Consider the following 18,599-nt stretch of genomic DNA (forward strand, 5'->3'; position numbering starts at 1 on the left):
CGGGGCTTCTTTGTTTACCCTTTTCACAAGGACCTCTCCATGGCGCCCACCACACCCCTTCGTCTCTATCGCATGCCCGTGTCGGGCCACTGCCACCGGGTGGAGCTGATGCTGTCGCTGCTGGGCCTGCCGCACGAACTGGTCAACGTGGACCTGCGGCGCGGAGAGCATCGCAGCACGCAGCACCTGGCGCTCAACCCCCTGGGCCAGGTGCCGGTGCTGGTGGACGCAGGCACGGCCCTCAGCGACAGCAACGGCATCCTGGTCTACCTGGCGCAGCGCTATGCACCGGGCAGCACCTGGATACCGCAGGATGCTTTGGGCCAGGCGCAACTGCAGCGCTGGTTCAGCCTGGCAGCAGGCATGCTGGTGCCGGGCGTTGCCACACCCCGCTACGCAGCGCTGTCAGGCCGACCGCCGGGTGCTGACCGCGAAGCTGCGCTCGCCACCGGCAAGCGCCTGCTGGACTACATGGAGGGTGAGTTGCAGGGCCGTGTGTGGCTGTTGGGCGGCGAGCAGCCCAGCCTCGCGGACATCGCCATGGTCAGCTACACCTCGCAGGCGCACATCGCGGGGCTCCCGCTGGCGGCCTACCCGCGCATTGCGGGCTGGGTGGCGCGCTTGCAGGCGCTGCCCGGCTATGTGCCGCTGGCCGACACCCTGGCCCCGTCCGCGCGGGAGGCAGCGTGACCACCACATCCGACGCCTTCCACGCGGGCGAGCAGGCGCTGCAGCAGCGGGTGGGCCTGCGCGATCGCATGGCCGCCATCGGCCCCTTGGTGCTGCGCGACCACATGCCCGACCAGCACCGGGAGCTTTTCGAGAAACTGCCCACCTTGCTGGTAGGTGCGCTGGATGAACAAGGTCAGCCCTGGGCGACCCTGCTGGCAGGCCCACCCGGTTTTGTGCAGACGCCGGATGCGCGGCAGATGGACATCGCCATCGCGCCCAACGCCGCCGACCCCGTGTTGAACCGGTTGTCGCCAGGTTCCCCGGTGGGCGTGCTGGGGCTGGAGCCCCACACTCGCCGCCGCAACCGCATGAACGGCGAGGTGGCCGCCTTCAGTGAGGCAGGTTTGTCGATTGCCGTGGTGCAGAGCTTTGGCAATTGCCCCAAATACATCCAGGCCCGTGAACCGGGCCTGCGTGCCACGGTCACCCCGCCGGGGCCTGTGCAGGTGCTGGGCCCGGCGCTCGATGCCGAGGCTCTGGCCCGCGTGCAGCAGGCCGACACGTTGTTCATCGCCAGCGCCTCGGCCGCGCAGCCGGGCAGTGCGCGCAACGAAGGTGTGGACGTGTCGCACCGGGGCGGCGAGCCCGGCTTTGTGCACGCCGAGCACACCGCGCACGGCGTGGTGCTGCGCCTGCCCGACTACCCGGGCAACCAGTTCTTCAACACGCTGGGCAACCTGGCGCAACACCCGCTGGCGGGCCTGCTGGTGGTGGACTATGACGGCGGTGGCTTGCTGCACATCGCCGCGCGTGCGGAGCTGCTGTGGGACGATGCGGCGCGTGCGCCCTGGCCTGGTGCACAGCGGGTGCTGCAGCTCACGGTGCAAAACGCGCTGTGGCGACCTGGGGTGTTGCCGTGGCGGTGGACGCCACCGGTGGCGGCTGCGCAGTTCAACGCGCTGCGCCGTCCCGGGGCCGCTGTGCCACCGGGTTGATGCGCCGACGCGGCACGGTGGCCTCGGCCTCCACCATCTTCGCGCTGCGCTCGTGCGCCGTCTGTGCCAGTTCGGTGATGAGCGCCGCCTCGGGCAGGTTGTGCCAGTAGCGCGTGGGCATTTCCTTTTTCATCATGCCCAGCTTGAGCCGCGCGGGGTTGAAGATGTGGCGGTAGTAGGTGAGCCACAGCGCCTCGCCTGCGTCGGGTGGCGGCGCATCGCTGCGTTGTGCGCCCGGGCCGGTGTGCAGCTGCTGGCCGTCCCAGCGCACGCTGGCGTCGGGGGTGAGGATGGCCCAGCGCATTTGCGTGAAGCGGCGGATGAAGAAGCCCGCGTTGGCCTCGGTGATGTAGTGGTCGGGCTCGAACCAGGCCATGTGCAGGGTCTGGCCATCGGGTTCCACCACGGGTCGAAAGCGCACAAAGGCGTGCATCTTGTGTTTGTCGCGCGCCACGGCGCGGGCCATGTGGTGGGCCACCATGCGGTCCGCGTCCAGCGGGTCGTGCCGCGCGGCTTCGGCCTCCGTTCCGCCTTGCGCCATGCGCCACAGCAGGCGGTACATCAGCGGGAAGCGGTCCGGGTCGCGGTGCAGAATGAGCTGCTCACACAGGTGCACAAAGTCGGGCGGTACGCGCAGCGCGGGCGCATCGGGGCTTGGTGGTGGCAGGACGTTGTGGCTGTGACGCTCGGGCGCAAACAGGTCGCTTTCCGCATCGGCTTGGCAGCGCCAGTCCACGGCCTGTGGGGGTACGTTGGCTTGCACCAGGGCGCGTGCCGCTTGGCGAAAGCCGGGCCAGTCGGTGGCGTGGTCCAGCGTGATGGTGTGGCGCAGCATGCGAGTCTCTCCAGCTCAGAACAGGCTGCGCTGCATCGGCGGCGGCGCCAGTTGCGTCGCCAGGTCCGCTGCGTCCAGCGCACGCCCGGGGCGGTAGTCGGCCGCCTCCACAAAGGGCAGCACTTTTTTCAGTGGCACATGCAGCCGCGCCAGGTCCGCATGCCGCAGGCTGCGCGCGCGGCGGGCGGCCAGCAGGCGGTCCACCGTCTGCACACCAAAACCCGGCACGCGCAGCAGCAGCTCGCGCGGGGCGGTGTTGAGGTTGACCGGAAAGCGCTCGCGGTGCGCCAGCGCCCAGGCCAGCTTGGGGTCCATGTCCAGCGCCAGCATGCCCACCTGACCTCCTGGGGCGCCTTGGCTAGGCGGCACGATCTCGTCGTGGGTGAAACCGTAAAAGCGCATCAGCCAGTCGGCCTGGTAGAGCCGGTGCTCGCGCACCGTGGGTGGCGCGGCCAGCGGCAGGGCGCGGGCCGCGTCGGGGATGGGGCTGAAAGCCGAGTAGTACACGCGCCGCAGCCGGTGCACGCCGTACAGCCGCGCGCTGGTGGCGAGGATGGTGCGGTCGCTGGTGGCATCGGCCCCCACGATCATCTGCGTGCTTTGCCCGCCGGGCGCAAAGTGCGGCACGCTGGCCCGGCGCGTGTTGCGCGATTGCGGCATCGACACGATGGTTTGCGCGGCCTGCTCCTTGCGCGCGGCGCGCGCCTGCCCAATGTGCACCGCCATGCGGGCCATGGAGCGGTCGATGGCGGCGCTGTCTTTTTCTGGCGCCAGGGCCGTGAGGCCTTCGGCCGTGGGCAGCTCGATGTTGATGGACAGGCGGTCCGCATAGCGGCCTGCGCGCTCCATCAGCTCCGGCGCTGCATCGGGGATGGTCTTCAAGTGGATGTAGCCGCGAAAGTCGTGCTCCTCGCGCAGCACGCGGGCCACCTCCACCACCTGCTCCATGGTGTAGTCGGGGCTCTGGATGATGCCGCTGGACAGGAACAGCCCCTCGATGCAATTGCGGCGGTAAAAGTCGAGCGTGAGCTGCACCACCTCGTCGACCGTGAAGCGCGCCCGGGGCACGTTGCTGGTCACCCGGTTCACGCAGTACAGGCAGTCGTACTGGCAGAAGTTGGTGAGCAGAATCTTGAGCAGCGAGATGCAGCGCCCGTCCGGCGCGTAGCTGTGGCAGATGCCCATGCCCTCGGTGGACCCCATGCCGCGCCCGCCCACGGAGTCGCGCGGCGCAGCACCGCTGGATGCGCACGAGGCGTCGTACTTGGCGGCGTCGGCCAGGATGGCGAGTTTGGACTGTAAATTCACTGGATGAATTTACAGTATTTCTCCATCTTCAGCCAGCCCAAGGGATTTTCGTGCTATCAAAAAAGTAGCTTCTGGCGTAGATGGGTAAAGCGCTAGAGGCCAAAAAAGCAAAAAACCTGTTGGCTGCGCCGCTTCCTGTGTCTGTACCGCCGTGGCGAGCACGCCGCCGAGCGGTGTAAGGTCGGCCGTCGGCACCATCCACGGACCGACAGGAGGAACCCATGCCACCGCCCATTGCCTCGAGCCGGGCCATACCGGGCCCCGGCCTGCCGGGGCAGCCCGCCACCGCCTGTGCGATGTGGGGCTTTGAAGAATACCTGCCTTACCCCCTGCGCCGCCTGGAGGTCGCGCATGCGGGCATCAAGCTGATCATCGGCTGGCATGCGGCGTATGGAGTCAGGCTGCCCGCTGGCACCCTGCAGCCCTACCAATCCCTGGTGGTGGGGCTCGGTGGCGGGCCGGTGGTGACCGAGCATCGGGGCGCGCAGTCTTGCGTGGAGGTCGCGCTGGCGCCCTGGCTGGGCTTTCAGCTGTTCCACGGCAGCCCGGACGTGCTCTCGTGTTCGGTGGTTGCACTGGCCGATGTGTGGGGCAGCGCGGCCACGCAGCTGTCCGAGCAGCTGCACCATGCGCCGGATTGGCCCGCGCGCTTTGCCTTGGTACAGCAGTGCCTGCAAGGGATGCTGGCCCGGTCGCGCCACACGGTGCAGGCGCCGGTGCGGCAGGCCTGGGAGATGCTGAGCGCGCAACGCGGCAACCTGCCCGTGTCGGCCCTGTGCCGCGCCGTGGGCTGGAGCGAGCGGCACCTGGCGCTGCAGTCCTGCCACCAGTTGGGGGATACGCCCAAACGCCTGGCGCGGCGATTGCGGTTTGGGGCTGCCCACCAGGCCCTGGAGGGGGTCACTGGCCCCGCAGGGCAAACCGACCTGGCGGACTTGGCCGCCCGCTGCGGATTTGCCGACCAGAGCCACCTGAGCCGGGAGTTCCGGCACTTTGCGGGTTGCTCGCCAGCGGCCTACCAGCGCGCGGGTTTTGCCGATGTGCCGGGCAAGCCCGCCAGTTTGGTGGAGACGGCTGAGTCAAGGGGCTGACGATCTGCGAGCCACCCGGCACCAGGTCATTTTTCTTCAAGACGTGCGGGCACAAGGCGCCCAGACTGGCGCACTTGCCATGTTTTCCTCAAGGGAGCTTTCGATGCACGCCAACGTCTCATTCCTCGAAATCGGGGCCGACAACGCCCAGGTTTCGCAGCAGTTCTTCAGCCAGTTCTTTCAATGGACTTTTGAGCCCACGGAGAAGGAGGGTGAGGGCTGGTTTGTGAATGGGGGCATGAAAGTCGGCCTGCACGGCGCAGACCCTGCGCAGTCCATCACCCCGTTCTTTGAAGTGGCCGATGCGGCGCAGGCGGCCCAGCGTGTCCGGGCGCTGGGCGGGACCGTGCAGCCACCGGGCCCGGAGGAGCCCGGTTTTGGCGTGTTGCTGATGTGCGCCGACCCCGGTGGAGTCCGCTTTGGGCTGCACCAGCCCGCACGGCGCTGACGGGCAACGGACGCAGCGCTCTGCGCTACACCGCCTCCAGCGCCATCACCGCCGTGGCGGTGTTGGAGATCGGGATGTGGTAGTTGCCGTGCACCCGGCGCACGCCCGCGCTCGCAGTGGCCAGGGCGCCCCGCATGGCCACCCACATCAGCAATTCCACGCCCTGCGTGCCGGTCTTTTCCACCAGCTCGTGCACGCTGAACTGCGTGGCCCATTCGGGGTTGCTGGTCAGGCTTTCGATGAACTGCAGGTCAAACGCCTTGTTGATAAAGCCCGCGCGCGCGCCGTCGAGCTGGTGGCTGAGGCCGCCCGAGGCTATCACCGCCACCTTCTTGTCGCTGTCCCAGCTCTGGATCGCCTGGCCCACGGCCTTGCCCAACGCGTAGCAGCGCTTGGCCGAGGGCAGCGGAAACTGCACGGTGTTGATGCACACCGGCACCACCGTCACGGGGCAATCGCCTTCGGGCCAGAAGAGCTTGAGCGGCAGCGTGCAGGCGTGGTCCACCAGCATCTCCTGGCAGGTGGTCACGTCAAACTCCTGCTCAACCAGCGTGTTGATGAGGTGCCACGACAGGTCCACCTCGCCCGGGAAGGGCGGCAACGTGGGGATGCCCCAGCCTTCGTCGGCGTTGTTGTATTGCGCCGCTGCGCCCACGGCAAAGGTGGGCATCTTGTCGAGAAAGAAGTTCAGGCCGTGGTCGTTGTAGAACATCACCACCACGTCGGGCTGCTTCTCGCCCAGCCACTGGCGGATGGGCGGAAAGCCGTCGAAGAAGGGCTTCCAGTAAGGATCGTTCTGCAGGCCCTTGTGGATGGCGTTGCCAATGGCCGGGATGTGCGAGGTGCCGAGGCCGCCGATGAGTTGTGCCATGTTATTTTCCTGATGAAGGTTGTTGTGGCGTGCGTTGCTTCAGGCGGCGCCGTGCCGCCCCAAGCCGCCTGCGGCCCCCTTTGGGGGCAGCGAACCACACGCAGTGGGGTGCGTGGGGGCTTAGTCTTTGCCCGCTGCGACCAGCATGGCTTTGAATTCGTCTTTGGTCATGCCCGTCTGCTGCGCGCCGATGTCCTGCATGTCCAGCTTGAAGATGCCTGCAAACTTGGCCAGGTAGTAGGCGTTGCCGCCTGCGGCAATCAGCTGCAGCACGTTCTTGGCGCGGATGGCGGCAGCCTGCTGCTCGTTCAGGCCGTACTGCTTCATGTACGCCTCTTCGTCGGCCACAAAGGCCTTGCGGTTGGCCTCGTTGTTGAACGAAAAGCACATCTTGTTCAGCGCATAGCCCTTGCGGGCCTGGTCGCCATCGAACGGCGTGGTGCCGGGGATCGGGGGGTTGCGGGAAGGCATGGAAGTCTCCGGGGCTTGATGTAAGTCAGCCCGCAGTGTCGCGACGGCATTGCCAAAGATGAAGGGGCCCAAGATCATCGAATGCATGAGCAAATTCGATGGATCACAGCTGGACGGGCACCTGCTGAAGCTGCTGCTGGCGGTGCTGGAGACGGGCAGCATCACGGCGGCTGCCGAGCGCCTGGGCGTCACCCAGTCGGCGGTGAGCCATTTGCTCGACAAGCTGCGCGCCATCACCGACGACCCGCTGTTTGTGAAGCGCGGGCGCGGCATTGTGCCCACCGCACGCGCCGAGGCGCTGGCCCAGCCCGCGCGCGACATGCTGCACCAGATGCAGTTGTTTGCCCAAGGGGCCGACTTTGACCCGCGCGCCTGGCAGACCGAGCTGACCATCGCCGCCAACGACTTTCAGCGCGACCTGCTTTTGCCCGCGCTGGCCGTGCGCCTGCGCAGCGCTGCACCGGGCGTCACGCTGCGCATCGTGCCCAGCGGCGCGCCCAGCGCCGAGCTGCTGCGGTCCGGCGCGTGCCAGCTCGTCATCAGCCCTCGCCCACCCGAGGGCACCGACATCGTGCAAAAGCGCTTGTTTGAAGACCAGTACCGCGTGTTCTACGACCCTGCGGTGCGCAACGCCCCGACTTCAGAGGCGGACTACCTGGCGGCCGACCACGCCACTGTGGCCTATGAGGCGCGCCGGGGGCTGGACCTGGACCGTCAGCTCGACGCGCGCGGTGTGCACCGCCGGGTGGTGGTGCGTGTGCCGGGCTTTGCTGCACTGCCCGCGTTTGTGCGGGGCACTTTGCTGCTCACCACGGCGCCGTCATTGATGGGGCGCACCGCATTGGCCGCGCTGGCAGGTGTGCCCGTACCGGTGGCCTGCCCCAGCCTTCCCATGTACCTGATCTGGCACATGCGCTACCAGCAAGACGCGGCACACCGCTGGCTGCGCGGGCAGATACAGGCGGTAGTCGGGCCTGCCATGGGGAAGGGGGGCTAGGCCCGCTTTGCCAGCGCCCGCCGCAGCAGCCGTGACGCCCGTTCACGCAGGGGCGGCGAGGGATGGGCTACCGTCCGTGGGCTGGCCTTGGCCAGTTCGCAGGCAGACAGAAAATCCTCCAGGATGGCGGTGTCGTCCAGCGTGTCCGAGCCGACCTTGTGAAACTCGGGGTGCCACTGCGTGGCGGCGATGTAGCCACGGCCCGGTGCCGGTTGCAGGCGGATCGCTTCAGGCACGCCGTCGGGCTCACTCAGCGCTTCGACGACAAAGTCCGGCGCTACCCGCTTGATGCCCTGGTGGTGGATGCTGTTGACGCGTGCACGTGGTGTGTCTGGGTACAACTTGGCCAGGTGCGAGTCGGGCACGATGTGGATGTCGTGAAAGTGCTGGTCGTACGTGCTGGCGTTGCGGTGTTGCTGCGCGCCGGGGTGCTGGGTCTCGATGTCCTGGTACAGCGCGCCGCCAAAGGCCACGTTGATGAGCTGCAGGCCCCGGCACACGCCGAAGATGGGCTTGCCGACCTGGGCAAACGCCTTGACGACCGCCAGGTCGTACAGGTCGCGCACGCGGTCGCCCACCCACTCTTCGCGCAGGGGCTCCTCGCCATAGTTGCCCGGCCACACATCGGCGCCGCCGTGCATGACGATGCCGTCCAGCCACTCGGCATAGTGGTCGAGCGTCACGTCGCCGCGTGCCGTCTCGCCAGTGGGGCAGGGCACCATGACCACCATGGCCCCGGCCGACATGAGCCAGTGGGCAATGGACTGTTCGACGTACTGCAGGGTTTTGCCCTTGAACAGCGGGCGGGCGGGGTCGGCGTGTTGAAAGCAGGCAGACAGACCAATCTTGAGGCGGCGGGCGGCGGGCATGTTTGGAGGCTCCAGGCAACACGCGCGGGGCGTGTGATCAATGCAATCTTGGGTTACCAATTTGTAGCACCGCACCCGCGCCGCGTCTGTAGGAAGGGGCCGTGCGGGGCTGCGCTGGCGCTGTCGCCGGTGACGCAATGCTACGAAATGTGGCTTTCTTCATGAAAATGCAACTGCGCGGCGCGGGGCAAGAAGCTGTTTTGGGGGGTGGGCTCGCGATAATTTCTGCTCGCCGGGCGCCAGGGAGGTTGCGCCGGGTGGTGCCATTCCAGCCTTCTCCGAAAGCCCATGACATGTCCCACAAGAAGCATTGCCTACCCGCGCTCACGGCGCTGGCCACGTTGACCGCTCTGGCCTTGCCGCTGTTGGCCCAGGCCGCCGTGCCCGCAGGTGCTGCCGCAGAGATCGTCAGTCTGCAGGGCACGGGCGACCAGCGCACCGCCGCTGCGGCCGACTGGCAGCCGGCGCGCCAGGCCCAATCCCTGGCGACGGGTGACTTCGTGCGCACCCGGCAGGCTGCCAGGATGGCCCTGCTGTTTGCCGACGACACCCAGCTGCGCCTGCACCAGAACACAGTGCTGCAGGTCAAGGGCGTGGCCACACCGGCCCAGCCGGTGACCACGCTACTGCTCAACGCTGGCCGGGCCTGGACGCAGACACGCCGCGCCGACGGCTCCCGGCTGAACCTGGAGACCCCGGCTGCCACGGCGGCGATCCGGGGCACCGACTGGGACATCAGCGTGGAAGACGATGGCCGCACCTTGTTGACTGTGCTGTCGGGCACGGTGGAGTTTTCCAATGCGCAGGGGCAGGTGTCGGTGGGGGCTAACGAAGCCGCCTATGCCGAGGTGGGCAAGGCCCCGGTCAAGCTGGTGCTGAGCCAGCCGCGCGACCGCATCCAGTGGGTCAATGCCCTGCGTGCCGACCCGCTGCCGCACCTGGCTGCCGAGCCCGTGCCTGAAGCGCTGGCCCCAGTGCGTGCCGCGCTGGTGGCCCGCGATGTACCCGCAGCGCGCGCGGCGCTGGCGCAGGCACAAACATCTGGCAGCGCACCAGCACCCTGGGTGGCCGTGATGGAAACCGCCATCGCACTGCAGGCCGGCGACGTCCTCGCCGCGCGCGAACAATTGGCCCGCCAGGCAGCCACACCGGCGGCCCCGCTGCCGGTCTGGCTCATGCAGTCGGATGTGCAGCTCATGGACGGCGAAGCGCCCGCCGCGGTGGCCACATTGCGCACCGCCCTGCAGCGCTGGCCCGCGCACCCGGCCCTGGTGGCGCAGCTGGCCCGGGTACAACTGCTGAGCGACCGCGTGGACGAGGCCACCGCCACGCTGGCCCCTGCACAGGGCGCGGCGCACGCGGAGCTTGCGATGGTGCGCGCCGAGCTGGCCCGGCGCCGTGGCGATGCACCCGGCACGCTGGGTGCGTACACCGAGGCCACGCAGCTGGCGCCGCAAGACGCCCGGGGTTGGCAGGGCCTGGGCAGCGCCCACACCGAACGCGAAGATGCGCGCCCCGCCCGTGCCAACCTGCAGCAGGCGCTGGCCCTCTCGCCACAAAGCCCCGGCGCCTGGGGCGAACTGGGCACGCTGGAAACCTTCGCCAACCAGTTCACCGAGGCGGGCCAGGCCTTTGCCACCGCGCTGGGCGATAACCCGGTGGACTACGTGGCGCTCACGGGCCAGGGGCTGCTGCACCTCAAGCAGGGCCACCCGCAGGCGGCGCTGGATGCGTTCTTGCGCGCGGGCGTGATGGAGCCCCGCTACGCGCGCGCCAAGACCTGGACGGCCGTGGCGTACTACCAGCTGGGTCGCCACCGGGACGCACTGGCCACGCTGCACCAGGCGAGCAGCCTGGACGACAAGGACCCCGTGCCCTACATGCTGCTCGCACAGATCCACACCGACCTGTTCCAGCCCGGCGAAGCGGTGGAGGCGGCCCGCGCCGCCGTGGCGCGCATGCCGTACCTGAAGTCGCTCAACCAGGTCGCCAACGACCAGAAAGGCAGTGCCAACCTGGGCGCATCCATGGCCTTCTTTGGCATGGAAGACTGGGCGCTGGAGCTGGCGCAGCAGAGTTTTTATCCCTACTGGGGCGGTAGCCACCTGTTTCTGGCGGACCGGTATGCGGGCGAGTTCAACAAGAACTCCGCGCTGTTCCAGGGTTTTCTCACCGACCCCATGGCGTTTGGTGCGAGTCAACGCTATTCGTCACTGTTGCAGCAACCTGGGGCCCATGGGGCGGTGGGGGTGACGCTGGACCGCGACCAGTACCGCATGCGTGCCCCCGCGGTCACGCTCAACGGCATGGACAACAGCCGTGTGCCCGTGTCGTGGTTCTTCAAGGCGCAGTCGGCCAATGCCAGCGAGTTCCCGTTTGACCTCCAGGTCAACGATGCGCCAGCCGTGCGCGGTGGCTATGGCGACGTGCGCGCTCGGGCAGTCACGGTGGGGGCTGGCATGCAGCCCAACGAGCGCATCAACCTGTTTGCCTATGTGAACCAGTTCGACATGCGCCTGCGCAGCCAGAACCTGTTCGAGACGTCGATGGACAACACCAACACCCAGGGCGCCGTGGGCATGTCCTACCGCTGGGGGCCGACCGAACAGACCTGGGTCAAGCTGGGCCGCAGCGTGGAAAACATCCTGTTGCTGCGCTATCCCACCGTGTACCTGGATCCGCCGTTTGTGAGCCTGATGGGCGTGAGCAGCGAGCCCAAGAAGCAGATCAATGACCTGCAGCTGCGCCACACCGTGGACACCACGCCCGGGAGCCGATGGAGCGTGGCGCTGGAGCATGTGCGCGAGCGCCAGAACAACCTGATCGGTGGCGAGGCCGTGGTGGGCGCCGACATTCCCGGCGAGGGGCCCTATCGTGATTACCTGCTGGTAGGCGGCTACAACCACGTGGATCGGCGCTACACGGGCCTTACCCTGGCGACGTCGCAGCGGCTGGACCCGGCGCTGAACCTGGACGCCGCGTTGGGGTTGCAGCAGATACGCCACCGCGTGGATGGCCTGACGCAAAGCTACCTGGTCGGGCTGGACCGATTTAGTGAGGTGGAGGCGCGTCGCGCCGAAATGGAGCGCGTCGTCACCCCCCGCGTAGGCATGGTGTGGCAACCCGCCGCAGGCACCACCGTGCGCATGGCCTACCAGGACTGGCTGCGGCCGCTCAGTGTTTCGACACTCACCAGTGTGGAGACAGCGGGCATTCCCGTTGAGGACCGGCTGGTCGAAGCCGGTGGCCGCCACAAGCGTACCGTGGCGCAATTGGGCATGGAGCTGGGGGCCAGCACCTTCCTCAGCCTGCGCGCAGACCACCTGCGCGTGCGCAACCCCGGCACGGTGGGCGTCGACCTGCGGACCCCGAGCCTGCCGTTCCTCGAAGAAATGCGCAACGTCCAGCTGGTCAACCTCTCCACCACCGACCTGCTGGAAGACACGCCTAGCTTCGACGCTGGCACCCTCAAGACCTTGGGCGCAGGCGTCAACCACATGTTCAGCCGGCGCTGGTCGGGCTATGCCAAATACCTCTACCAGGGCAGCGAAAGCCGCAGTTACGACACGGATGGGCTGGTGGGCCGGATTCCCTACATCCCGCGCCATACGGCCGTGCTGGGTGCGACCTGGGTCAGTCCGCAGCGGTTTTACGTCAGTGGCCGTGCGGTGTACCGGTCGGAGCGTTTTGAAGACAAGGAAAACCTCACGCGCATGGCGCCGGGCTGGGGCGTGGACCTGATGGGCTTCTGGGAATCGCAGGACAAACACTGGGTGGTGGGCGTGGCCGCATTGAACCTGTGGGCGCCAAAGTCAGACCGCAGAAAGACCCGGTATGTCCTGGACGCGCGCTACCGTTTCTGACTCCGCATCGCCAGCGGTCCGGCGCCAGCAACAGTTCTATGCGCTGGCAGCTTGCGCGCTGGCGTTGCTGCTGCTGGGGGCGGCCACGTTCAGCCGTACCTGGCACGCGCTGGAGTTCAAGACCTTCGACGTGCTCACGGCCTGGACTGCGCCACAGCGCACGGCACTGCCCGTGGTGATCCTGGCGATTGACGAACCCACGTTTCAGGAGCTGCAGCACACCTGGCCCTTCCCGCGCAGCGTGCATGCAGCGCTCTTGCAGCGTTTGCACGACGAGGGCGCCGCGGCCATAGGCCTGGACATCGTGTTCGCCGACCCGTCTACCGAGGCCGAAGATGCATCGCTCGCGCAGGCCATCGCAGAGACCGGCCCCGTGGTGCTGGCCGCCACGCGCGAAAAGATCGACAGCAGCAACGCTGCGCTGTGGCTGGACGTGATGCCACTGCAGCGGTTCCTGGACGCCGGGGCCGATGCGGGCGATGCGGGGGTGGAGCCCGACGACGACTTCGTGGTGCGCCGCGTCCCCGTGGCACGCGAGAGTTTTGCCCTGCGGCTGGCGCAGCGCGCGGCCGAGGCGCGCGGCAAGATGCCGGTGCTGCGCCACTTCGACTGGATCGGCTACCGGGGCCCGCGCGGCACGTTTGACACGCGCTCGTACTACCAGGCGCTGGAGCCGGGCCTGCTGCCCGCAGGCTTTTTCAAGAACAAGATCGTGCTGGTGGGGCGGTCTGCACGCACCGCGACCGAGTTGTCGCGGTCGCAGGCCGACCTGTTCAATTCGCCGTTTGGCACCGCAGGGGGCGAGCGCCTGTTTCCTGGGGTGGAGCTCCAGGCCACGCTGGTGGACAACTACCTCACCGGCGGTGGGCTGCGCAGCGTTTCGGACGCCTGGACGCTGGCGCTCGTGCTGCTGCTGGTGCCCTTGCTGCTGTGGGGCAACCGCAGACTGCACCCAGCGGGCGCCGCGGCGCTGGCAGCAGCGCTGGTGGCGGCAATAGCGGGGGCCTCGTGGTGGCTGTTTGGACGTTTTCAGCTGTGGTGGCCTCCATTGCTGCCTGCAGCGGCAGCGATGGCGGTCTACGGCGCAGCGGCGCTGGCGGGCTACGCCTTTGTGCGCCGGCGCGCGCGCCAGACGCGGGCGATGTTTGCGCAGTACGTGCCGCCCGCCGTGGTCTCGCGCCTCATTGCGCAGCCTGATCTGATGCGCCTGGGCGGCGAGGCGCGCGAGGTCACGCTCATGTTCACCGACCTGGCCAACTTCACCACCCTGTCGGAGCAGCTGAGCGCCGAGCAGACGGTGGAAGTGCTCACTGCGTACTTCAACGCCATGACACCCATCGTGCACGCCACGGGCGGTACGGTGGACAAGTTCATCGGCGACGCCGTGATGGCCTTCTGGGGGGCGCCACTGGACGATCCGCAGCACGCCGAACACGCCGTGGCCGCCGCCGTCGCCATGCAGCAGGCCATGGCGGTACTGGTGGCCGACCTGCGTGCGCGGGGCCTGCCGCCCATCCACATGCGCATTGGCCTGCACACGGGGCGTGTGGTGGTGGGCAACGTGGGTTCGGAGCAGCGCTTTTCGTACACCGCGATTGGTGATGCCGTGAACCTGGCCGCCCGGCTGGAGGGGGCCAACAAGGCGTTTGGCACCGGCATCTTGTTGTCGGCCGCCACCGCAGCCCAACTGCCGCCCACGGTGTCACTGCGTGCGCTGGACGACGTGATCGTCAAGGGCAAGACCGAGCCGGTGCGCGTGTTCACGCCATGCGACGATGCCGCGGTGCGCGATGCCAGCCTGGCTGCGCTGGACGCCTTCCAAGCGCGCGACTGGGAGCGCGCCAAGGGCTATCTTGCGCAGGTGCTGGCGCGCGTGCCCGATGATGCGGCGGCGCTGCGCCTGCAGGAACGCGTGGAAGTGGCGCGCGCCTTGCCCGCTGGCAGTGACTGGTCGCCCGCCGTGGCGCTGGACAAGTTGTAAGAGCCTGTTCAAGATCTTTTCGGGGTCGCACAAGTGCCTTGCCGGGATGGCAAGCGCCGCAACGTCGCAGACCGCCCGGCAAGGCACTTGCCCGAAGGGTTGGAGTGAAATCGGGCCAACGACCTCGGAGCTTTGGCGCCCCGGCTGCCTGCATGGGCATGAGCCCATGCGGCGCATCCGAAGCATCCACGTCCATCACGATGGCACTCCAATGTGATCCCCGAAAAGACCTTGAGCAGGTTCTTAGGATGTTTTGACATGTGTTTACCGGGGGCAAGGCCTGCGGTGCCATCATGGACCCCTGAGCAACGTCATCTGAAAGGAATCCTGATGCAAGTACAAGTCAACACCGACGACCACATCCACGGCGGCGAGTCGCTCGCGCAATGGATCACCGACGAGTCCAGGAGCCGGCTGTCGCGCTTTCAGGACCACGTCACGCGGCTGGAGGTGTTTCTGTCGGATCTGGACGCGGGCAAGTCCGGCGCCAACGACAAGCGCTGCCGCATTGAAGCCCGCGTGACCGGCCGCCAGCCCGTTACCGTGACCGACGAAGCCGACAAGATGGCCAACGCCTTTATCGGCGCCGCCGACAAGCTGGCCCGCGCCCTCGATACCGACCTGGGCCGCGCCAAGGACCGCCACGGCCGCGACACCATCCGGACTGCAGTGGAAGAGTAAAATTTGAATGAAATTGGCTGCTGGCGCTTGATGGATATGCGCTAGCAGCTATAAATTCAGGAGTAATTCGGCCCAGCTCGAGCGCGCCACCGCGTGAACTTGGCGCGCCCAGCGCGAAGGACGCCGAGCAAGGGCTGCCCCGCAGCGTGGGCGTCGTCCCCCCTTCAGGGGCTGAGGGCTGCGGCTCCGGGCCTGCCTGTGCAGGTCTGGACGAGCCCGAAGAGCCGCCGACTCTGGCGGCGGCACCGAGGTGCCGCAGGCGACTCAGGGGGTGTTCAATTTCACAGATCCAGCACCAGCAGCTTGCTGCGCGCGCGCGAGCAGCAGGGCATGAACTGTTCGTTGGCGGCTTTTTCTTCGTCCGTCAGGTACATATCGCGGTGGTCCACCTCGCCCTCCAGCACCCGGGTAAGGCAGGTGCCACACACGCCCTGCTCGCAAGAGGTCAGGATGTCGATGCCTTCACCGCGCAGGGCTTCCACCACCGACACATCGGGCGCGATGGCGTAGACCTTGCCGGTGCTGGCAATACGCACTTCAAAGCCCTGGTCGCCCGAGGTGTCCTGTGCCGGCGCGCCAAAGTACTCCAGGTGAATGTGGTCCTGCGCCCAGCCCATGGCCTTGGCGGTGTTCACCACATGGTCGATGAAACCCGCCGGGCCACACACATACAGGCGCTTGTCCGGGCCGGGCGCGGCCAGCACGGCGGCCAGGTCCAGCTTCTGCTCGGGTGTTCCTGCATCGAAATGGAAGTGCACACGCGGCGCCATGGGTGATGCGGCGATTTCGCCCGCGAATGCCGTGCGTTCGGCAGAGCGCGTGCAGTAGTGCAGGGCATAGTCCGCACCGGTGCGGGCCAGCCGGTCGGCCATGCACAGCAGGGGTGTCACGCCGATGCCGCCCGCCAGCAGCACCGTGTGCTGCGCCGGGTGCAGCGCAAAGTGGTTGCGGGGCGTGCTGATGGTGATCACGTCGCCCTCGTGCACGCTGTCGTGCATGGCGACCGAGCCACCGCGCGACGCCGGGTCGCGCAGCACGGCAATGCGGTAGCGGTGTGATTCGTGCGAGGCGTTGCACAGCGAATACTGCCGCGTCAGACCACCAGGCAGATGCACATCGATGTGCGAGCCTGCGCTGAACGGCGGCAGCGCGGCGCCGTCCACGCGCGCCAGCTCAAAGCTGGCGATGCCATCGGCCTCGGCCTGCTTCCTGACGACGCGGACCTGGAGTGTTTCCTGCGCGGTCATGCGGCCACCACCTGTTGCGGCTCAGGTGCGCGCTCGGCGGCGATGACGCGGTCGAGCACCTTTCGCGACTGCACGCCACCGGCGTCGATGTTGAGCATGAGCAGCTTGCGTTCGGGGTAGCGCAGCAGGTTCTGCTGCTGCATCTCCAGCATTTCCTGGTCCTCGGCAAAAATCTTGCCCTGGCCTTCGCGGATTTGGGTCGTCAGTGAAGGGTCTTGGGGTTTGAAGTTGCGCGCCATGCCCCAGAAGTAGTGGATGGAGGTCTCGGTCTCGGGCGTGATGAAGTCCACCACGATGCTCGATGCCTTCTTGTCGGCCGGCGCGTCGTAGCCGCCGTGGCCGGCCAGCGCCACGCCCACCTCGATCAGCACATGGCTGGGCGGCGTGAAGTGGCAGATCTGCCAGCGGTCCACCAGCTGGTCGTCGGGCAGGCCGTTCATGCGCAGCGCCATCTTCCAGAAGGGAGGGGCTTCGATGCCTTCCATGAAGCGGCTGGTGATGACCTCATCCCCCTCCACACGGGTCTTGCAGGGCACCTCGTCGATCTCTTTTTGGCCGATGCTGGTGGAGTGCACGTAGGTCTCGTGCGTGAGGTCCATCAGGTTGTCGACCATCAGGCGGTAGTCGCAGGCAATGTGGTACAGCCCGCCGCCATAAGCCCACTCGGGGTTGTCGGCCCAGTGCAGGTGGTGGATCTTGGTGGGGTCGGCCTGTGCGGCATCACCGGGCCACACCCAGATGAAGCCGTAGCGCTCGACCGCCGGAAAGCTGCGCGTCTTGGGAAAGCCCTGCACACGCTGTCCAGGCATGGACACGGACTTGCCGGTGCATTCCACGCGCAGGCCGTGGTAGCCGCATTGCAAGTGGCCGTCACACACGCTGCCCAGCGACAGCGGAGCACCCCGGTGAGGGCAGAAGTCATCCAGCGCGGCGACCTGGTCGGGCGCAGGGCGGTAGAACACCATTTTTTCGCCGCAAATCGTGCGGCCCAGGGGCTTGTCGGCGATCTCGTCGGGTGTGCAGGCTACGTACCAGGTGTTTTTAGGAAACATGGTTGTCTCTCTCCGTGGGGTGGATGTGGTCGTCGCAGGCTTGGTATACAGCCAGCCGGCAGATCGCGTGTTTCGTGGGCTGATTGTGCGAAAAAGTGGAATTTATGTATACATAGAAAAGGCATAAAACAGTTATTTCACTCTGGTATATCTCGTAAGTTGTTGTTTTGTATGATGGCCATGGACTTTGAGATGGATGCGCAGTGGATTTGTGTATACATTGCTGCCAGGCGTGCCGCGCACCCGCCTTGTTTCTGCTCCGCACCGTTCCCCCTGCCCACGCCACCCACCATGAACCCTCCCGAACCCCTGGTCGCAGCCTCTTTGGGCGAGGCGGCCGAAGCCGGTACGTCCCAGGCCGTCAAGGCGCAGTTGCGGCTGCGCGAGATGATCCTGGCGGGCGAGCTGCCTGGCGGCGCGCGCATTGCAGAGCTGACCCTGGTCGAAAAGCTGGGCGTTTCGCGCACGCCCATCCGCGCGGCGCTGATGCGGCTGGAGCAGGAGGGCCTGCTGCACCGGCTGCCCGGCGGGGGCTATGCCGTGCGCACGTTTTCCGAGACCGATGTGGCCGATGCCATCGAACTGCGCGGCACCATGGAGGGGCTGGCCGCGCGCCTGGCGGCAGAGCGCGGTGTGGAGCCGGCGGTGCTGGCCGAGGCCCATGCCTGCCTGGACGCGATTGACGCCACGCTGAGCCCGCCCACGTTGAATGACGAGGGCTTTTCGCGCTATGTGGAGCTCAACGCACTTTTCCACCGGCTGCTCAGCCGCATGGTGGGCAGCGACGTGGTGGCCCGCGAGCTGGACCGGGTCAAGGGCCTGCCGTTTGCATCGCCATCGGCCTTTGTGGTGGTGCAGACCCATTCACCGCAAGCGCGCGACATGCTGGTGGTGGCGCAGGACCAGCACCGCCAGGCGCTTGACGCCATCGAGCGGCGCGAAGGCGCGCGGGCCGAGGCCATCATGCGCGAACATTCGCGCATCACCCGGCGCAACCTGCTGGCCGCCGTCCAGGCGTCCCAGGGGCAGGGTCTGCCCGGGGTGCAACTGATCCGCTAGGGCGCCTCTGTACGAATCGAGCGTGGGTGTGGGCTGCGGATCAGGATGGGCCGCAGGGCGAAAGCCACGGCGATCGGATCGCCTGAGCCATTGCGAGGCATTGGCAATGCCGCAGGTCGCCTGGGACCGCAGATCCGCACGCCCGTGGGATGCGCGCAG

16 protein-coding genes are annotated in these 18,599 nt (G+C 67.3%); 9 read left to right on the top strand and 7 right to left on the bottom strand.

What is annotated here, in order from left to right; all coding sequences use genetic code 11:
- Positions 1-39: 39 nt before the first annotated feature.
- Together ASE39_RS12975 and ASE39_RS12980 are read left to right on the top strand one after the other, a co-directional pair.
- The gene (locus ASE39_RS12975) at positions 40-690 is read left to right on the top strand and encodes a glutathione S-transferase family protein (RefSeq protein WP_057271379.1); all 651 of its coding nucleotides are present in this window, start codon (positions 40-42) and stop codon (positions 688-690) included.
- Positions 687-1,667, top strand: coding sequence for a pyridoxamine 5'-phosphate oxidase family protein (locus ASE39_RS12980; RefSeq protein ID WP_057271380.1), 981 nt, complete (start codon positions 687-689; stop codon positions 1,665-1,667). The genes ASE39_RS12975 and ASE39_RS12980 overlap by 4 nt, the downstream gene beginning before the upstream one ends.
- On the opposite strand, the gene ASE39_RS12985 is transcribed toward ASE39_RS12980, so the two are convergent.
- A complete protein-coding gene (locus tag ASE39_RS12985; protein ID WP_057271381.1) occupies positions 1,624-2,502 on the bottom strand; it encodes a TIGR03915 family putative DNA repair protein in 879 nt (292 codons plus the stop codon). The genes ASE39_RS12980 and ASE39_RS12985 overlap by 44 nt on opposite strands.
- A gap of 15 nt (positions 2,503-2,517) precedes the next feature.
- The gene (locus ASE39_RS12990; protein ID WP_057271382.1) at positions 2,518-3,810 is read right to left on the bottom strand and encodes a putative DNA modification/repair radical SAM protein; all 1,293 of its coding nucleotides are present in this window, start codon (positions 3,808-3,810) and stop codon (positions 2,518-2,520) included.
- A gap of 221 nt (positions 3,811-4,031) precedes the next feature.
- On the opposite strand from ASE39_RS12990, the gene ASE39_RS12995 reads away from it, so the two are divergent.
- Together ASE39_RS12995 and ASE39_RS13000 are read left to right on the top strand one after the other, a co-directional pair.
- Positions 4,032-4,901, top strand: coding sequence for a helix-turn-helix domain-containing protein (locus ASE39_RS12995; RefSeq protein WP_057271383.1), 870 nt, complete (start codon positions 4,032-4,034; stop codon positions 4,899-4,901).
- Positions 4,902-5,004: 103 nt separating this feature from the next.
- Positions 5,005-5,349 (top strand): VOC family protein, encoded by a 345-nt coding sequence (locus ASE39_RS13000; protein WP_057227392.1) that lies wholly within the window; start codon positions 5,005-5,007, stop codon positions 5,347-5,349.
- Between the two features lie 25 nt (positions 5,350-5,374).
- Here ASE39_RS13000 and ASE39_RS13005 read toward each other — a convergent pair whose 3' ends face one another.
- A complete protein-coding gene (locus ASE39_RS13005; RefSeq protein ID WP_057271384.1) occupies positions 5,375-6,220 on the bottom strand; it encodes a class III extradiol dioxygenase family protein in 846 nt (281 codons plus the stop codon).
- Between the two features lie 120 nt (positions 6,221-6,340).
- Complete coding sequence (locus tag ASE39_RS13010) at positions 6,341-6,691, bottom strand: protocatechuate 4,5-dioxygenase subunit alpha (RefSeq protein ID WP_057227388.1); 351 nt, start codon at positions 6,689-6,691, stop codon at positions 6,341-6,343.
- 76 nt (positions 6,692-6,767) lie between these two features.
- Between ASE39_RS13010 and ASE39_RS13015 the strand changes: the two genes are divergently transcribed.
- Positions 6,768-7,688, top strand: coding sequence for a LysR family transcriptional regulator (locus tag ASE39_RS13015; RefSeq protein ID WP_057271483.1), 921 nt, complete (start codon positions 6,768-6,770; stop codon positions 7,686-7,688).
- Here ASE39_RS13015 and ASE39_RS13020 read toward each other — a convergent pair.
- Positions 7,685-8,557, bottom strand: coding sequence for a type 1 glutamine amidotransferase (locus ASE39_RS13020; RefSeq protein ID WP_010464372.1), 873 nt, complete (start codon positions 8,555-8,557; stop codon positions 7,685-7,687). The genes ASE39_RS13015 and ASE39_RS13020 overlap by 4 nt on opposite strands.
- Before the next feature lie 293 nt (positions 8,558-8,850).
- Here ASE39_RS13020 and ASE39_RS13025 point away from each other — a divergent pair, with 293 nt between their 5' ends.
- The 3 genes from ASE39_RS13025 to ASE39_RS13035 all read left to right on the top strand — a co-directional run bounded on the left by ASE39_RS13025 (position 8,851) and on the right by ASE39_RS13035 (position 15,082).
- The gene (locus ASE39_RS13025) at positions 8,851-12,420 is read left to right on the top strand and encodes a TonB-dependent receptor (RefSeq protein WP_057271385.1); all 3,570 of its coding nucleotides are present in this window, start codon (positions 8,851-8,853) and stop codon (positions 12,418-12,420) included.
- A complete protein-coding gene (locus tag ASE39_RS13030; RefSeq protein WP_057227385.1) occupies positions 12,392-14,401 on the top strand; it encodes an adenylate/guanylate cyclase domain-containing protein in 2,010 nt (669 codons plus the stop codon). Before ASE39_RS13025 ends, ASE39_RS13030 begins: the two co-directional genes overlap by 29 nt.
- A 330-nt stretch (positions 14,402-14,731) precedes the next feature.
- On the top strand, positions 14,732-15,082 hold the full coding sequence (locus ASE39_RS13035; protein WP_057271386.1) for an HPF/RaiA family ribosome-associated protein: 351 nt from the start codon (positions 14,732-14,734) through the stop codon (positions 15,080-15,082).
- 281 nt (positions 15,083-15,363) lie between these two features.
- On the opposite strand, the gene ASE39_RS13040 is transcribed toward ASE39_RS13035, so the two are convergent.
- Positions 15,364-16,329, bottom strand: a complete 966-nt coding sequence (locus ASE39_RS13040) for a PDR/VanB family oxidoreductase (RefSeq protein ID WP_010464368.1) — start codon at positions 16,327-16,329, stop codon at positions 15,364-15,366.
- Positions 16,326-17,381, bottom strand: a complete 1,056-nt coding sequence (locus tag ASE39_RS13045; protein WP_010464367.1) for an aromatic ring-hydroxylating dioxygenase subunit alpha — start codon at positions 17,379-17,381, stop codon at positions 16,326-16,328. The genes ASE39_RS13040 and ASE39_RS13045 overlap by 4 nt, the downstream gene beginning before the upstream one ends.
- Before the next feature lie 291 nt (positions 17,382-17,672).
- On the opposite strand from ASE39_RS13045, the gene ASE39_RS13050 reads away from it, so the two are divergent.
- Positions 17,673-18,440, top strand: coding sequence for a GntR family transcriptional regulator (locus ASE39_RS13050; protein ID WP_057227382.1), 768 nt, complete (start codon positions 17,673-17,675; stop codon positions 18,438-18,440).
- The last annotated feature ends 159 nt before the right edge of the window (positions 18,441-18,599 follow it).

Origin of the sequence: Acidovorax sp. Root267 (assembly GCF_001429215.1) — a bacterium.
In the GTDB taxonomy this organism is placed as follows: Bacteria; Pseudomonadota; Gammaproteobacteria; order Burkholderiales; family Burkholderiaceae_C; genus Acidovorax; species Acidovorax radicis.

Excerpts from the sequence above, each read along its gene's own strand:
- ASE39_RS12975 (WP_057271379.1), top strand. The coding sequence starts at position 40 with ATGGCGCCCACCACACCCCTTCGTCTCTATCGCATGCCCGTGTCGGGC.
- ASE39_RS12985 (WP_057271381.1), bottom strand. The coding sequence starts at position 2,502 with ATGCTGCGCCACACCATCACGCTGGACCACGCCACCGACTGGCCCGGC.
- ASE39_RS12995 (WP_057271383.1), top strand. The coding sequence starts at position 4,032 with ATGCCACCGCCCATTGCCTCGAGCCGGGCCATACCGGGCCCCGGCCTG.
- ASE39_RS13000 (WP_057227392.1), top strand. The coding sequence starts at position 5,005 with ATGCACGCCAACGTCTCATTCCTCGAAATCGGGGCCGACAACGCCCAG.
- ASE39_RS13005 (WP_057271384.1), bottom strand. The coding sequence starts at position 6,220 with ATGGCACAACTCATCGGCGGCCTCGGCACCTCGCACATCCCGGCCATT.
- ASE39_RS13010 (WP_057227388.1), bottom strand. The coding sequence starts at position 6,691 with ATGCCTTCCCGCAACCCCCCGATCCCCGGCACCACGCCGTTCGATGGC.
- ASE39_RS13020 (WP_010464372.1), bottom strand. The coding sequence starts at position 8,557 with ATGCCCGCCGCCCGCCGCCTCAAGATTGGTCTGTCTGCCTGCTTTCAA.
- ASE39_RS13025 (WP_057271385.1), top strand. The coding sequence starts at position 8,851 with ATGTCCCACAAGAAGCATTGCCTACCCGCGCTCACGGCGCTGGCCACG.
- ASE39_RS13030 (WP_057227385.1), top strand. The coding sequence starts at position 12,392 with ATGTCCTGGACGCGCGCTACCGTTTCTGACTCCGCATCGCCAGCGGTC.
- ASE39_RS13035 (WP_057271386.1), top strand. The coding sequence starts at position 14,732 with ATGCAAGTACAAGTCAACACCGACGACCACATCCACGGCGGCGAGTCG.
- ASE39_RS13040 (WP_010464368.1), bottom strand. The coding sequence starts at position 16,329 with ATGACCGCGCAGGAAACACTCCAGGTCCGCGTCGTCAGGAAGCAGGCC.
- ASE39_RS13045 (WP_010464367.1), bottom strand. The coding sequence starts at position 17,381 with ATGTTTCCTAAAAACACCTGGTACGTAGCCTGCACACCCGACGAGATC.
- ASE39_RS13050 (WP_057227382.1), top strand. The coding sequence starts at position 17,673 with ATGAACCCTCCCGAACCCCTGGTCGCAGCCTCTTTGGGCGAGGCGGCC.